Below are 15407 nucleotides of genomic sequence, written 5' to 3' on the forward strand. Positions count from 1 at the left end.
AAAGGCTCGAGACCCGAACTGAGGGAACCGCCTAAGCGGCGGCACTTCGCGGCGAACACCGTGGCCGCTGGAACACGTCCATTCCAACCCTGCGAAGCCTCGATCTTACAACAGCAAAAAAACGCAGGATTCCAAAGGGTTTCGTTTAAAACCCTTTGGGCCAGTTTGCGTGGCAACGCAAGGTCTTGAACTTGACCTTAAAGAAAGTTTCCTCAGCTTTCTAAAAGCTGAAAAAGCTTATTCAACCTTTTCTTTGAACTCGCATAAGTCCTCAATCACACACGATCCACACCGTGGTTTACGTGCGATACACGTATAGCGCCCATGCAAGATAAACCAATGGTGGCAATCGAGTTTGAACTCGGCGGGGACCACTTTTAGCAGCTTATCTTCGACATTCTCGACGGTTTTGCCGGGGGCGAAATTGGTGCGATTGCAGACGCGGTAAATATGGGTGTCGACGGCGATCGTCGGCCAGCCGAAGGCGGTGTTGAGCACTACGTTGGCGGTTTTACGGCCGACGCCGGGCAGGGCTTCGAGGGCTTCGCGGTTTTCGGGGACTTCGCCGCCGTGCTTTTCCAGCAACAGGCGGCAGGTCTTGATCACATTCTCAGCCTTGGAATTAAACAGGCCGATGGTCTTGATGTACTCCTTCACGCCGTCCACGCCTAGCTCCAGAATGGCGGCGGGGGTGTTGGCAACCGGGTACAGCTTGGCAGTGGCTTTGTTGACGCTGACGTCAGTGGCCTGCGCCGAGAGCAGAACCGCAATCAGCAGCTCGAATGGCGTGGTGTACACCAGCTCGGTGGTCGGGTGTGGGTTATTCTCCCGCAGCCGGCTGAGAATACTGATGCGCTTCTCTTTATTCATGACGCATTACCCGCGCTGCCTTTCGGCAAGTTCGCCTGCTGAGACGCTTCGGCTTTAGCAGCCTGACGCGCTTTCTGGCGCTGATCGATCAGGTATTTGCCAGCCAGCAGCAGCCCGAGGCCGATAAACGCGCCCGGAGGCAGCATGGCGAGCAGGAACGGGTTGTCGAGGTGGATCACTTCCACGCGCAGCACCTTGGCCCAGCTACCCAGCAGCAAATCCGCGCCGTTGAACAGCACGCCGCTGCCGAGAATTTCACGGATAGAGCCGAGCACGAACATCGCTGCGGTGGCCCCCAGGCCGGTCATCATGCCGTCGAGGGCGGCCAAATGCACCGGGCTGTTGGCGGCGCAGGCTTCGGCGCGACCCACCACAATACAGTTAGTCACGATAAGCGGGATGAAAATCCCCAGCGCCATATACAGGCCAAAGGCATAGGCGTTGATCAGCATCTGTACGGTACTTACTACCGAAGCGATGATCAGCACGTAAATCGGGATACGAATTTCATTCGGCACCCAGCGGCGGAAAGCGGAGATCATGGCGTTGGTGCAGGTCAGCACCATGGTGGTCGCCAGACCCAGCCCGAGGGCGTTGGTCGCCGTGGAGGTCACCGCCAGCAGCGGGCAGAGGCCCAGTAGCTGTACCAGCGAGGAGTTATTGGTCCACAGACCCTGAACAATTATCTTCTTGGCTTCACTCATCACGGGCTCCACAAGGGGTGAGGTTTGAAAGCTGAGACGGTACCGTCTCGATAAACAGTGCCGTGCGTTTCACTGAACGCACCACGGCGCGCGGGGTAATGGTCGCACCGGTAAATTGGTCGTACATGCCGCCATCTTTCTTGACTGCCCAGCGCGGGTCATCAGGGCCATTAATTACCTGATTCGCAAAGCTTTTGATCCAGTCAGTGATGCGAATTTCAATTTTGTCGCCGAGGCCAGGAGTCTCATGATGCTCCAGCACGCGCGAGCCGTAAACTTTGCCATGAAAATCAGCGGCAACCAACAGTTGGATCGCGCCGGAATAGCCGTCAGGAGCAGTGGTTTCAATCGCTGCGGCTACCGGTTTTCCATCCATGCGCGCCAGATAGAGGCGGTGCGGGGTGGCAGTCCCCAGTGATTCATCCGTGACGTTGTAACATTCATTCTGCATGTCGTTATTATAGACGGTGGAAGGAATGACTTGGTCGAACAAGCTTTTCTGCTGTAACAGTGCCTGATGGGCGATGGTTGGCTTGGTCAGCAAGTTAACCATCGCGGTCATGCCGGTCATCAGTGCGCCAAACACCGCCAGCGTGACACCGTGGCGGCGCATGGTTTGAAGCATTTTACCTTTTTCCATACTGTCCTCAGCGATGCCCGTAAACGCGCGGTTGGGTGTAGTGGTCAATCAGCGGCACGGTAATGTTCGCCAGCAATACGGCGAAGGCGATACCGTCCGGATAACCGCCGTAGGTGCGAATCAGCCACACCAGCAGGCCAATCAGCGCGCCAAAAATCAGGCGGCCCTTTGGCGTGGTGGATGCCGTCACCGGGTCGGTTGCGATAAAGAACGCACCCAGCATGGTTGCCCCGGAGAACAGGCCAATCAGCGGCGATGGGTAAGCCTCCGGAGAGATAACCCACGCGATGCTGGCGCAGAAGGTCAGCATCGCCAGCATGCTCAGCGGGATGTGCCAACTGATGATTTTGCGCCACATCAGGAACAGGCCACCGGCCAGAAAACCTAAGTTAATCCACTGCCAGCCAATACCTGCCAGAACGCCACCAAACAGCGGCTCGGCCAGCACCTGATCCGTGCTGTGGCCGGAGCGCAGTCCGGTTTTAAAGGCGTCCAGCGGCGTCGCTTGTGTTATGCCGTCAACATTCATCTGCAACTGATAAGCCGTCAGCCCTTGGCTGTTATGGCCGCCAAAGATGGTCAGCAGGGTGTCGGTAAAGCCAACAGGGTGATGTTGCAAGGCGTCCGGCGGCATCCAGGTGGTCATCTGCACCGGGAAGGAGATCAGCAGCACCACGTAGCCGACCATCGCCGGGTTGAACGGGTTCTGGCCGAGGCCGCCGTAGAGCTGTTTGGCGATAACAATGGCGAAAATGGTGCCAATCACCACCATCCACCACGGGCCGAGCGGCGGCAGGCTGACGCCCAGCAGCACGGCGGTGAGCAGTGCGGTGTTATCTCCCAAACGTTTTTTGACCGGCATTTTGCGCAGTTGCAGCACCGCGCCTTCGGTCAACAGGGCAATCAGAATAGCCAGCGCCAGCTGGACCAGCGTGCCATAACCAAAGAACCAAACCTGCGCCAGCAGGCCGGGAATACAGGCCAACACCACCATCAGCATGATGGCGCTGGTGCTTTGCCGGTTATGGGTGAAAGGAGAACTCGCGATTCTAAAAGCCATTTATTCCTCGTTCGACATAGTCTGAGCAGCCGCTTTACGCGCCTTAACTCGAGCGATCGCAGCAGCCACGGCGGCTTTGCGTGGATCGCTTTCTTGTTGTGTTGGTTCTGGTGCAGTCTGTTCAGACGCGTCTTCCTGCGCGGCGGCCTTCTTGGCTTTGGCGCGGGCAATGGCAGCGGCTACGGCAGCTTTACGTTTATCATCAGTCGAGGGTTCGCTCGGTGACGTTGTCACGGAAAGCGTGCTGTCGGTGGCTTCAACCACCACGCCACTGTTACCGGCTTTCTTGGCCTTCACACGGGCGATAGCGGCAGCCACGGCGGCTTTGCGCGCGGCGTCGTCATCGCTGGTGACAGGGGCCGAAGGCGTGGCGACAGTTTCTGAGGCCACCGGCGTTTCCTGTGTTGCAGCGGCTTTCTTAGCCTTAGCGCGGGCCACGGCGGCAGCGACGGCGGTCTTGCGGGCATCGTCGTTGTCAGCTTTTTCTGCGGCTGGAGCAGCAGCAGGAGCAGCTTCTGGTGCGGCAACCTCTGCGCCTTCGTTGGCGGCCTTTTTAGCTTTAGCACGGGCAATCGCCGCAGCCAGAGCAGCCTGACGCGGATCGGTTTCCGCCGCTTTCTCTTGAGATGCAACAGAGGCAGCAGCCTCGACGGCTTTCTCTACAGGGGCTTTATCCACGGCTGGAGTATCCAGCTTCACGGCGGCTTTTTGATGTTTCTCTTCGCGCGCCAGCTTCTCGCGCTCCATGCGCGCCTGTTTGGCTTCGAAACGCGCCTTGGCTTCGGTGGCTTTAGCGGTTTCTAAATCGACGGCGCGGATCTCAGCTTTTTCCTGACGGTAGTACTGCACCAGCGGGATATTGCTTGGGCAGACGTAAGCACAGGCCCCGCATTCGATGCAGTCGAACAGGTTGTGGTTGCGCGCTTTTTCATGTTCTTGCCCACGGCTGAACCAGTAAAGCTGCTGAGGCAGCAGGCCCGCCGGGCAGGCGTCGGCACACAGGCTACAGCGGATACAGGCTTCTTCCGGCTCGGGCTGGCCCATTTCGCTTTCAGAAGGTGCCAGCAGGCAGTTGGAGATTTTCACCACCGGCACGTCTAGGGATGGCAGGGTGAAGCCCATCAGCGGGCCGCCCATAATCACCATCTTCTGCGGGCCTTGCGGGCGCAGCGCGCCTTCAACCATCAGGTGGGAAATCGGCATGCCGATACGCGCCCAGACGTTGCCCGGTTTTTCCATCGCTTCGCCGGTCAGCGTCACCACGCGCTCAATCAGCGGCTCGCCGTCAATAATGGCGCGCTTGATGGCGAACACCGTGCCGACGTTCTGCATCAACACGCCGATATGTGACGAGTGATGGCCTTTCGGTACTTCGAGGCCGGTCAAGATCTTGGTGAGCTGCTTGGCACCGCCGGAAGGGTATTTGGTCGGCACCACCCGCAGTTCAAACTTCACGCCGTCAGCTTGTTCAGCTTTAATCGCCTGTTTCAGGGCGCTAATGGCTTCCGGCTTATTGTCTTCAATACCAATCAACACGCGCTCTGGCTTGAGCATGTGGCAGAGAATCCGCGTGCCTTCGAGAATTTCAGCCGCGTGTTCTTGCATCAGGCGGTCGTCGGCGGTGATGTAAGGCTCACACTCTGCGGCGTTGAGGATCAGCGTGCGGGTTGAGGTCAGTCCGCCCTGAAGCTTGCTGGCAGTAGGGAAACCCGCGCCGCCCAGCCCGGCAATACCGGCCTGATGAATGCGCGCATTCAGCTCGGCAGCGTCTAATTGGTGGTAATCAGTGACAACGTCACGCTCACACCAACGGTCTTCACCGTCGGCGGAAATCAGAATGCACAGCTCTTTCAGGCCCGATGGGTGGGCGGTGATGTGTGGCTCAATGGCAGTAATAACGCCTGAAGTCGGGGCATGAACCGGCACGGTGCGGCCACGGCCGGTGGTCAGCGGCTGGCCTTTTAATGCCCGATCACCCGATTTCACGCATAGCTCGCCTTCAGGGCCGAGATGCTGTTGCAGAGGAATAATAAAGCGCTCGGACAGCGGCACGCGGCGCAGTGGCACGTGGCTTGACTGGGTCTTCATTTCTGGCGGGTGAATGCCGCCGTCGAAGTCCCACAGTTTGTCTTTCTTGAGCGCAGAAAACAGATTAAACATGGCGTTCCGCTTACTCCGCATGAATGACTTGCACCGGAATGGATTTCATATCCCATTTCCAGTTTGCGGTGGTGGTTTTAATTGGCAGCATTTCAATGCAGTCCGTCGGACAAGGCGCGACGCACAGGTCGCAGCCGGTACATAAATCGGTGATCACGGTATGAACTGCGCGCGTTGCGCCAACGATGGCGTCAACCGGGCAGGCTTGAATGCACTTGGTGCAGCCGATGCAGTTGCTTTCGTCAATGTAGGCCACGGTGCGCACGGGCACGGCTGGCGCGGCGTCGTCGCCGAGCGGTTGAGGCTCAACGTTCAGCAGGGTCGCCAGTTTGAGCATCACGGCTTCGCCGCCTGGCACGCATTTATTGATGCTGTCACCGTTGGCGACGGCCTCGGCGTAAGGCTTGCAGCCCGGATAGCCGCACTGAGCGCACTGGCTCTGCGGCAGAATTTCGTCAATCTGATCGACTACTGGATTGCCTTCGACGGCAAAACGGCGTGACGCATAGCCCAGCAGCAGCCCGAAGACCAGTGCCAGAGCAGTGAGCGCACCAATCGCAACCCATAATTCAAACATTAGAATTTCACCAGACCGGTAAAGCCCATAAAGGCCAGAGACATCAAACCGGCAGTGACCAGTGCAATAGAAGAGCCTTTGAAGGGCGCAGGGACATCTGCGACCACCAAGCGTTCGCGGATAGCGGCAAACAGCACCATCACCAGCGAGAAGCCGAGCGACGCGGCGAAGCCGTACAGCGCGGACTGCATGAAGTTGTGCGCCTGGTTGATGTTCAGCAGTGCCACGCCCAGCACTGCGCAGTTGGTGGTGATCAGCGGCAGGAAGATGCCGAGCAGGCGATAGAGCGACGGGCTGGTTTTACGCACCACCATTTCGGTGAACTGCACCACCACGGCGATCACCAAAATAAAAGCCATGGTGCGCAGGTAGACCAAGCCCAGCGGCATTAAAACGAAGGTATTGACAATCCACGAGCAGATATTCGACAACGTGATAACGAATGTTGTGGCCAATCCCATGCCGATTGCGGATTCCAGTTTTTTCGACACGCCCATGAATGGGCAGAGGCCGAGAAACTTAACCAAAACAAAGTTGTTCACCAGTACGGTACCGACGAACAGTAACAAGTATGAAGTCATAACATTGCCTGAAGATTACTGTTAATTACTGTAGAGAGATAGGCGCCTGAAGGGCAGGCGCGACAACTGCTAAAGCTAAAAATATTGTCTGAAATAACCTCTCCACAGACAACGGAGTCATTGTAGGGTTATTCCGTGAACGTCTCTTTAACGCGACGAGAACGTTTGAAATAGGGCACTAATAGCGCCGCTGGCAGCAGTGACAGCAGCAGATTGCGCACCGCCATATCGTCATCGATGGGCGAAAACGCGAAAGCTTTGATAGCCAGCAGCACGGTACACAGCAGCCAGATGGTGAACACCTTCGGCACCACGCGGCGACGTTGGCAGAACTGCAACAGCAGCACGACGGTAAATGCGCCCATTGCCAGCGAGGTCACCACTGAGAAATACCATTGCAAAGTAAAGGCTTGCGAGTTGGTCATCAGATATTCGCGCGACTCGGGCACAAACAGCGCCATCGAGAACAGGACCAAGGTCAGCGCGACGCTCAACAGCGTAACAATCAGATAAGCCAGAGGAGCGAGTAACCAGCCGCCAATGCGTTTATATTCCGTTTCACGGGAGATCGGTTGTTGAGACATAATCAGCCTTAAGTTACTTTGGATGCCGAATAAACGGGCGATATAGCCCTATTCAAGGCGCAGAAGTTTACCCTGAGATGTAAGCCAGCTCTATCGTATTCATGTGATTGAACGCTGAGTGCCTTATGGATGAGCAATATTGGTTAATCCCTGACAATGAAAGGACGCAAAAATGATGAAAAAATTGGCAACGGGCGCGGTTGCGCTGCTGATCAACGGTTGTGCTTATCAGTACAACTGCCCTTCGAACCAAAACTGTTCGGCTGAAAGCATTTACTCTAGCGGCACCCAGCAAGGGGGATCTTCACGCATGAAGCGCGTGGCCGCCAAGGGAGCCGCCGACGGCTCGGCTGACCCGTCGGTTAGCACCCAGAGGCCAATGCGCTGAGGGTTTAGCTGAAAACCAATTAGTTGAAAACCAAAATGAAAAAACGCCTGAGCTTGCTCAGGCGTTATTGTTTGCGGGGAAGGGAAATCTTATCAGTGCAGCGGAACAAAAATCTCGGTGGCGACCACTACCACAATCAGGCCAGCCAGCACCGGCACCGAAGTGCGTTTCACCACTTCAAAGGGCGAGATTTTTGCCATACCGGCGACCGCGACCACCACGCCGGATACCGGAGAGATAGTGCGGCCAAGGTTGGAGGCTTGCAGCATCGGGATCACCAGATACTCAGGATTGATACCCATCTTCGCCGCCAGTTTCGGGATCAACTCGACGAAAGCATAGAAAGACGCATTGCCCGAGCCGGTGGTCATGGCGGCCAGCACGGTGATAATCACCAACACCAGCATCATCACCAGCCCGCCGGAACCGACATTTTGCGCCAAGCCAATCAGACTGCTGATAAAGCCAACGGTGCTTAAGCCTTGGGCGAACACCCCGGCGGCGACCAGCAGCATCACCACGTTGGCGAAAGCGTCCGCCATGCCGCGATAGGCGACATCCAGCCCGGCGAACACGGCTTTGCCACTGCGATTGCGGAAGGTTTCAATAATCGCCGTCAGCGCCATGCAGATAACCAAAATGGTGATGATGTGCAGGTTCGGCCCCCATTTGCCGTCGAATACCAGCACGCCGACAATCGGTGTGAAGGGCAGAATGGCATAAAACCACGGCGCATTGGTTTCCACGGTGGTGACGGGTGCATCTTCAATAATCTGCGCCGTGCCGGCTTCGCGCTTGTCGAGGAAACGCTGCCAGAAGAAGTGGGCAATGGCCATCACCACGATGGCGGCGATAGAGATTGGCAGGGTGACTTTGAAGGCGAAATCAACCAGCGGCATATTGGAGGCTTGGGCCGCCAGCACCACGTCGCCGGAGGTTGGCGAGAGAATGATCGCCGCCGGAGAGGCGCAGATAGCAGCCGCCGCACCGCGGCTGATGCCGACATTGACCATGATGGGGAACAGGGTTGCCATTAACAGCACGCCAAGGCCGGTGGCCGAAGACACCGCCAGCGACATCAGGCAGGCCAGAATATAGGCCGCCACCATCAGGATATACGGGGAGTTGATCATCTGGAGCGGGCGCGAGGCCAGCCGCACCACCACGTCGTTGGCGCCGATGTGAGTCATGTAAGCCGCAAAACCGCACAGCATCATGATCATCATGCCGAGGTCGCCGCCGCGACTCATCAGCAGGATTTTGACATATTCGACGATGTCGGTGCTGTTCCAGCCGGTGGAATTAGTGCCTTCCGGCAACACGCTGTGGCCCATCAGGGCGCTGATGATTAACAGCAGCAGCCCGCCCACCATCAGCACGCCGGTGGGCGAATATCCTTTGATAATGTAGCGGCCTACGATAACTGTTATCACCAGCCCTATAAGCAAGTCCCACATAGATTCAGATCCCCAGAAATATTTAATAATGTTGTGTAAATAACGACATGGATAAGCACTGTGCACAATTCAGGCACATAGCGTCTATGATGTTTATCAAGGTAATCATCCATGTTGTGAATAAAACCACAGGGTGATTTGTTTGTGATGAAGGAGATGAAGATGTCTGAAACGCTGCGCGTCGGGCTGGTCGGTTACGGCTTTGCCAGTAAAACTTTTCATTCCCCGCTGATTGCCGGCACGCCGGGCCTCGAGCTGGCAGTGGTCTCCAGCAGTGATGCCAGCAAAGTGCAGGCGGACTGGCCTTCGGTGCAAGTGGTAGACAGCCCGGAGAAAATCTTCGCCGATGCGACTATCGATCTGGTGGTGATCCCAACCCCCAATGCCACCCATTTCCCGCTGGCCCAGCAGGCGCTGGAGGCGGGGAAACACGTGATTGTCGACAAGCCTTTTACCGTCACGCTGGGCGAGGCGCGTTCGCTGGATATTCTGGCCAAGGAGAAAGGTAAGGTGCTGTCGGTGTTCCATAACCGCCGCTGGGACTCGGATTTCCTCACCGTGCAGGCGCTAATCAATGAAGGTACGCTGGGCGAGATTGTCTATTTCGAATCCCATTACGACCGTTTCAGGCCACAGGTGCAGCAGCGCTGGCGGGAGAATGACGAACTGGGCAGCGGCATCTGGTATGACTTAGGTTCACACCTGCTGGATCAGGCGCTGCGGCTGTTTGGCCTGCCGGACAGCATTCAGTCGGACTTGGCCGTGGTCAGGCCGGGCGGCAAGGCGGTGGATTATTTCAATACCACGCTGACCTACGGCCGCCGCCGCGTGGTGCTGCACAGCACGGTTTACGCCTCTGCAGAGACCGCGCGCTTTATCGTGCAGGGGGAAAAGGGCAGTTTTGTGAAGTATGGCCTCGACACCCAAGAAGAGTGCCTGAAAGCCGGGCAGCGCCCGCCGCAGGCCAAGTGGGGAGAAGACCCGCGCGACGGCGTGTTGACCTTGAGTTATGAAGGCGTGCTGGCGGATAAACCTCTGCCCACCTTGCCCGGCGATTACCCGGCTTACTATGCCGGAGTGCGCGACGCCATCCTCGGGCTGGGTGAGAATCCGGTTCCGGCCAGCGATGCTATCCGCGTGATGGAGTTGATTGAGCTAGGTATTCACTCTTCCCATCAGCAAGCCACCTTGAAAGTCCCGAAAAGTTGAGCGACATTGATGACTTAGACGCCGCGCATTGCGGCGATTTTTTTGCAAGGAACTCTACATGTCTTGGTTACAGCGACTGCGTATTGATAAATTTCTGCTGATTTTGGTCAGCGTGGTGGTCATCGCGTCATTCTTTCCCTGCGAAGGGATCTACAAAACGGTTTTTGAACACCTGACTACCGCCGCCATTGCGCTGCTGTTCTTCATGCACGGCGCCAAGCTGTCGCGTGAAGCGATCATGGCCGGGATCAGCCACTGGAAGCTGCATCTGGTGGTGTTTCTCAGCACCTTTGCGCTGTTCCCGCTGCTCGGTTTAGGGATGAAATGGCTGGTGCCGCTGGGCATTTTAACTCCGACGCTGTATTACGGTTTTCTCTATCTCTGCGCGCTGCCTGCCACCGTGCAGTCGGCCATTGCCTACACGTCGGTGGCGGGCGGTAACATCGCGGCGGCCATCTGTAGTGCTTCGGCGTCCAGCATTCTTGGCGTGTTTCTCTCGCCGGTGCTGGTTGGCCTGCTGATGCACACGCAGGGCGGCAGCAGCAACACCTTACATGCCATTGGCTCGATTGTGCTGCAACTGATGGTGCCGTTTATCATCGGTCACCTGTGCCGCCCGCTGATTGCCGGCTGGGTGCAGCGCCATAAGAAAATCGTCAATATCACTGACCGTTCTTCGATTCTGCTGGTGGTGTATGTCGCCTTCAGTGAAGCCGTGGTCGAGGGGATTTGGAGCCAAATCGACGGCTGGTCGCTGCTAGCTATCTTGGTCTGCTCACTGGTGCTGCTGGCGATTGTGCTGATCATCAATACGCTGGTGGCGCGCTGGCTGAGTTTCAGCACTAAAGATGAAATCACCATTGTGTTCTGCGGCTCGAAGAAGAGTCTGGCGAACGGTATTCCGATGGCCAACGTGCTGTTCCCGGCCTCGGCGGTGGGGGCGATGGTGCTGCCGCTGATGATTTTCCATCAGGTTCAACTGATGGTCTGCGCGGTATTGGCTCAGCGTTACGCTAAGAAAGTGGCAAAAGAAGACGTCGAGCGGGAAGGCAATAAAGCGGCTTTAGAGCAGTAAAACAGTCAGTTAGAAAGAGGGGATGAGGCGTTTGCCGCCTCATCCCCGTCTCATTAGGCTTTCACTTTAGCGCGAATGGCGTCTTTTTCAGCCTCGCTGAGGAAGGCCATGGTCAAGCCATTCTCCTGCGCCTGACGGATTTCATCAGACGTCAGCCCCGCTGCCGGAGCCGCAACGCGGTATTCGTGCTCAATCTCAATCCCCTGAACCGCCGGGTCATCGGTGTTAATTGACGCCAGAACGCCGTGACGCAGGAAGGTCGCCAGCGGGTGACTGTCGAGCGCCGCCACGGTGCTGGTTTGGATATTGGACGTCAGGCAAGACTCGATACCAATCTGGTGCTTGGCTAAGAAGTCCATCAGCTCTGGGTCTTCTGCCGCTTTCACGCCGTGACCGATACGCTCTGCGCCCAGCTCGCGAATAGCCTGCCAGATGCTCTCCGGACCTGCCGCTTCGCCCGCGTGGACGGTAATGCGCCAGCCCGCGTCGCGCGCACGGTTAAAGTGGCTGAGGAACAGGCTGCCGGGGAAGCCCAGCTCGTCACCGGCTAAGTCCAGCGCGGTGATGCCGTCGCGGTGGGCCAAAAGGCCATCCAGCTCTTGCAGACAGGCTTCTTCACCGAAGGTGCGGCTGAGAATACCAATCAGGCGCACGTCAATGTCATGCTCCTGACGACCACGACGGATACCGTCAATCACGGCTTCAACCACGCCCGCCACGGGCAGGTTGTGGGTCATCGCCATGTAATAAGGTGAGAAACGCAGCTCGGCGTAGTGCAGGCCGGCATTGGCGGCGTCGGCGACGTTTTCCTGCGCCACGCGGCGGCAGGCATCGAGATCGCCGAGCACTTTCACGCCCCAGTCGAGTTTCTGTAAGAAGCTGACCAAATCTGGCTCAGTCTTGGTCACCTGAACGTGTGGACGCAGGGCGTCAAGCTCGGTCGCTGGCAGAGTAAGATTAAATTGGCGACCTAAGTCGAGGATGGTTTGAGCGCGAATATTGCCATCAAGGTGGCGATGAATGTCAGTCAGAGGGAGGCGTGTATCAATCATGGTGTGCACTCATTATCGTTTGAAAAGTGCGGGGCATTATAACCATTGAGCGGGATTTGTGAAATTTTGTTGCGCAACAAAGTGAGAAATAAGCACTTTGTTGCGCGTAAATAGGGCAGAACAGAAGAATTGCAGTGGTTTACGCCTTAAGGGCGCGGATCCCAGCGATTAACTTCTCTACGCCCATTTCGACTTTAGAACGCGGGCAGCCGACGTTCAAACGCAGGAAACCTTCACCTTCTGCGCCGTAGGTGTAACCCGGCATGATGGCGACTTTCTGATTATCAATTAGCTCTCGCTGCAACGCCTTGTCATCCAGCTTCAGCGGGCGCAGGTCAATCCATGCCAGATAGGTGGATTGCGGCGGTTGCCAGTTCAGCTCGGGGAAGGCTGCATTGAGTGTGTCGGCGACATAGTGCAGATTGCTCTCCAGATAGCTGCGCAGGGCGTCGAGCCAGACGTCGCCCTGACGATAAGCCGTGACGTGGGCCAGCACGGCTAACACCGCCGGTGAGGAGAGGCCGTCGCTGGCTTTTAACTGGTGCAGATAGGCGTCGCGCTGTGCCGGGTCGCTAATCAGGCCATAAGCCCCGGTCAGGGCCGGAATGTTGAAGCTTTTCGAGCCAGAGGTCAGCAGCGCCCAGTGGCCGGTTGCCACTTCATTCCACGGCGTGTGGCGGTGGTCGCCCCAAATCATATCCATGTGAATTTCATCACTGATCACGCGCACATTGTGCCGCTGGCACAGCTCAGCAATCAGCGTCAACTCGGCTTTGCTCCACACTTTGCCGGTTGGGTTGTGCGGGCTGCACAGCAACAGCAGGGTGCAATCAGGCGCGGCCAGCTGTTGCTCGAGCAAATCACTATTCAGCAGCCACTCATTGCCCTGTTTCTCCAGCGGACAGGCGACCAGCTTGCGCTGATTGCCGTCAATCACCTTGAAGAAGGCGTCATAGGCCGGAGTGAAGGTCAGCACGCCGTCGCCCGGCTGGGTCCACTGGCGAATCAGCTGCGCGACCATGTAAATCACCGACGGCCCGTAGACCACCATGTTACGGTCAATCTGGCTGTTAAAACGCTGCTGATACCAGTGTTCAATCGCGCCCAGAAAGTCATCATGCTGCCAGCGGCTGTAGCCCAGCACGCCGTGTTGCAGGCGTTTTTGCAGTGCTTCGAGGATGCACGGCGCGGTGGCGAAATCCATATCGGAGATGGTGAAAGGCAGCAAGTCAGCACTGCCAAAACGGTCTGCGACGTAATCCCACTGGGTACACCAAGTGCCGTGGCGGTCAATCGTTGTGGAGAAATCAAAAAGGTTTGTCGACATTTTCGCTCCCTGAAATCGGGTCATTCTAGAAGGTGAAAAGGGCGACATAACGTCGCCCTGTAAGCTTGGATGATTATATGGTGGCCGGTTCCGGCGCGGCGCTATTTTTCGCCTCGCGGATCAGCCAGTCGAGTTCATCTTTTACGGACTGCACCTGAGGGCCGATCACCACTTGCAGGTTGTGCTCGTTGAGATGCACCACGCCGATGGCGCGATTGGCTTTCAGCGTCGCATCGTCAACCAGCGACATATCATGCACTGACATACGCAGACGGGTGATGCAGTTGTCGAGTGAGACAATATTGTCTGCGCCGCCCAGCGCGCTGAGGATAACCGGCACGTTGTAGCCTGATTTGCTGTTAGAGGCCACTGGCGCTGCGCTTGGCATAGATTCAGATTCGCGGCCCGGCGTTTTGATGTTAAAGCGCAGGATAGAGAAGCGGAAAATCGCGTAGTAAGCGGCGAACCAGATAGCAGCCACCACCGGCACCAGATACCACTTGGTGGCCGTACCGTGCAGGATACCGAACACCACGAAGTCGATGATGTTGCCGTCGGTGTTACCAATGGTCACGCCCAGTACCGACATAATGGTGAAGCCCAAACCGGTCAGAATAGCGTGGATGATATACAGTACAGGCGCAACAAACAGGAACAAGAACTCGATTGGCTCTGTAGTCCCACCGACCACGCAAGCCACCACGCCGGAAATCAACAACCCTTTAATTTTATGACGGTTTTCAGGTTTAGCACAGTGGTACATCGCCAATGCCGCACCCGGCAAGCCGCCGAGGAAGGCAGGCATTTTACCTTGGGACAGGAACTGGGTCGCGCTTTCAGAGAAGCCGTGAGTGGTCGGGCAAGAGAGCTGCGCTTGGAAGATAGTCAGCGCGCCGCTCACTTCACGTCCGCAGACATCCATGGTGCCGCCAGCTTCGGTAAAGCGGATCAGGGCAACCAGAATGTGGTGCAGGCCAAACGGCAGCAGCAGGCGCTCGCCGGAACCGAAAATCATCGGCCCAAAGATACCAGCGTCGTGGATCAGGCGGCCTAAACCGTTAATCCCGGCGGCGAAGAATGGCCAAATCAGCGGAATAACCAGACCGACAAGGCCCAGCACCACGGTAGTGACGATTGGCACAAAGCGAGTGCCGCCGAAGAAGGCCAGCGCATCCGGCAGGCGGATGGTGTTGTAACGCTCATGCAGAATATAGACGATAACGCCCACAATGACCGCGCCCAGAATACCGGTATCGATAGACTGAATGCCGAGGATCATCTGAATGTTATTGGCTTTGAGGATAACCGGATCCACCGTCGGCAGCACGCCGCTGGCGGTCAGGTAGAAGTTAGTCGCCAGATTTAACACCGCGTAGCCGACAAAGCCGGAGAACGCCGCAACGCCTTTGTTTTCACGCGCCATACCCAGTGGAATGGCAATTGCAAACATCACTGGCAGGAAGCTAAAGGCGAACGAACCGACTTTGCTCATCCAAGTGAAGATCAGTTGCAGGATTGGGTTACCTAAAGCTGGTAACAGGGTGGTGACATCATTGCTGCTTAATGAGCTACCGATCCCCAGCATAATGCCGCAGAAGGAGAGTAAGGCGACTGGCAACATGAAGGTTTTACCTAAACTTTGGAAAAACTCCCAAAGCGTGACGCGTTGTCTTTTATTGGCTGGCATACTTGTTCCCCTGAAGCGAAAAATGAACCGGATTAA

At 56.7% G+C, this 15407-nt stretch carries 15 protein-coding genes; 3 read left to right on the plus strand and 12 right to left on the minus strand.

Features of this window, described 5'->3' with window-relative positions; all coding sequences use genetic code 11:
* Window positions 1–237: 237 nt before the first annotated feature.
* The 8 genes from nth to GEAM_RS07985 form a co-directional block, all read right to left on the minus strand.
* The gene (gene nth, locus GEAM_RS07950; RefSeq protein ID WP_034790313.1) at window positions 238–870 is read right to left on the minus strand and encodes an endonuclease III; all 633 of its coding nucleotides are present in this window, start codon (window positions 868–870) and stop codon (window positions 238–240) included.
* Window positions 867–1574: an electron transport complex subunit E gene (locus GEAM_RS07955; protein ID WP_034790314.1), complete on the minus strand. Its 708-nt coding sequence runs from the start codon at window positions 1572–1574 to the stop codon at window positions 867–869. The genes nth and GEAM_RS07955 overlap by 4 nt, the downstream gene beginning before the upstream one ends.
* Window positions 1567–2199 carry an electron transport complex subunit RsxG gene (gene rsxG, locus GEAM_RS07960; protein WP_034790361.1) on the minus strand — a complete coding sequence of 211 codons (633 nt, stop codon included), beginning with the start codon at window positions 2197–2199 and terminating at the stop codon, window positions 1567–1569. The genes GEAM_RS07955 and rsxG overlap by 8 nt, the downstream gene beginning before the upstream one ends.
* 22 nt (window positions 2200–2221) lie before the next feature.
* Window positions 2222–3274 carry an electron transport complex subunit RsxD gene (rsxD, locus tag GEAM_RS22985; protein ID WP_034790315.1) on the minus strand — a complete coding sequence of 351 codons (1053 nt, stop codon included), beginning with the start codon at window positions 3272–3274 and terminating at the stop codon, window positions 2222–2224.
* Window positions 3275–5434 carry an electron transport complex subunit RsxC gene (gene rsxC / locus GEAM_RS07970; protein WP_034790316.1) on the minus strand — a complete coding sequence of 720 codons (2160 nt, stop codon included), beginning with the start codon at window positions 5432–5434 and terminating at the stop codon, window positions 3275–3277.
* A 10-nt stretch (window positions 5435–5444) separates the two neighbouring features.
* Window positions 5445–6011 carry an electron transport complex subunit RsxB gene (rsxB, locus tag GEAM_RS07975; protein WP_034790317.1) on the minus strand — a complete coding sequence of 189 codons (567 nt, stop codon included), beginning with the start codon at window positions 6009–6011 and terminating at the stop codon, window positions 5445–5447.
* Window positions 6011–6592, minus strand: coding sequence for an electron transport complex subunit RsxA (gene rsxA, locus GEAM_RS07980; protein WP_034790318.1), 582 nt, complete (start codon window positions 6590–6592; stop codon window positions 6011–6013). Before rsxA ends, rsxB begins: the two co-directional genes overlap by 1 nt.
* Before the next feature lie 128 nt (window positions 6593–6720).
* Window positions 6721–7176 carry a DUF2569 domain-containing protein gene (locus GEAM_RS07985; protein ID WP_034790319.1) on the minus strand — a complete coding sequence of 152 codons (456 nt, stop codon included), beginning with the start codon at window positions 7174–7176 and terminating at the stop codon, window positions 6721–6723.
* A gap of 172 nt (window positions 7177–7348) precedes the next feature.
* On the opposite strand from GEAM_RS07985, the gene GEAM_RS07990 reads away from it, so the two are divergent.
* Window positions 7349–7564, plus strand: a complete 216-nt coding sequence (locus GEAM_RS07990; RefSeq protein WP_034790320.1) for a hypothetical protein — start codon at window positions 7349–7351, stop codon at window positions 7562–7564.
* Between the two features lie 92 nt (window positions 7565–7656).
* Here GEAM_RS07990 and dcuC read toward each other — a convergent pair whose 3' ends face one another.
* On the minus strand, window positions 7657–9021 hold the full coding sequence (dcuC, locus tag GEAM_RS07995; RefSeq protein WP_034790322.1) for an anaerobic C4-dicarboxylate transporter DcuC: 1365 nt from the start codon (window positions 9019–9021) through the stop codon (window positions 7657–7659).
* A gap of 162 nt (window positions 9022–9183) precedes the next feature.
* Between dcuC and GEAM_RS08000 the strand changes: the two genes are divergently transcribed.
* On the plus strand, window positions 9184–10230 hold the full coding sequence (locus tag GEAM_RS08000; protein WP_034790324.1) for an oxidoreductase: 1047 nt from the start codon (window positions 9184–9186) through the stop codon (window positions 10228–10230).
* Between the two features lie 58 nt (window positions 10231–10288).
* On the plus strand, window positions 10289–11305 hold the full coding sequence (locus tag GEAM_RS08005) for a bile acid:sodium symporter family protein (protein ID WP_034790326.1): 1017 nt from the start codon (window positions 10289–10291) through the stop codon (window positions 11303–11305).
* Window positions 11306–11358: 53 nt separating this feature from the next.
* On the opposite strand, the gene add is transcribed toward GEAM_RS08005, so the two are convergent.
* From add to malX, 3 genes are all read right to left on the minus strand, one after another.
* Complete coding sequence (add, locus tag GEAM_RS08010; RefSeq protein ID WP_034790328.1) at window positions 11359–12357, minus strand: adenosine deaminase; 999 nt, start codon at window positions 12355–12357, stop codon at window positions 11359–11361.
* 139 nt (window positions 12358–12496) lie between these two features.
* The gene (locus GEAM_RS08015) at window positions 12497–13684 is read right to left on the minus strand and encodes a MalY/PatB family protein (protein ID WP_034790330.1); all 1188 of its coding nucleotides are present in this window, start codon (window positions 13682–13684) and stop codon (window positions 12497–12499) included.
* A gap of 73 nt (window positions 13685–13757) precedes the next feature.
* A complete protein-coding gene (malX, locus tag GEAM_RS08020; protein ID WP_034790332.1) occupies window positions 13758–15371 on the minus strand; it encodes a maltose/glucose-specific PTS transporter subunit IIBC in 1614 nt (537 codons plus the stop codon).
* Window positions 15372–15407 lie beyond the last annotated feature (36 nt).

Origin of the sequence: Ewingella americana ATCC 33852 (assembly GCF_000735345.1) — a bacterium.
Taxonomy (GTDB): domain Bacteria; phylum Pseudomonadota; class Gammaproteobacteria; order Enterobacterales; family Enterobacteriaceae; genus Ewingella; species Ewingella americana.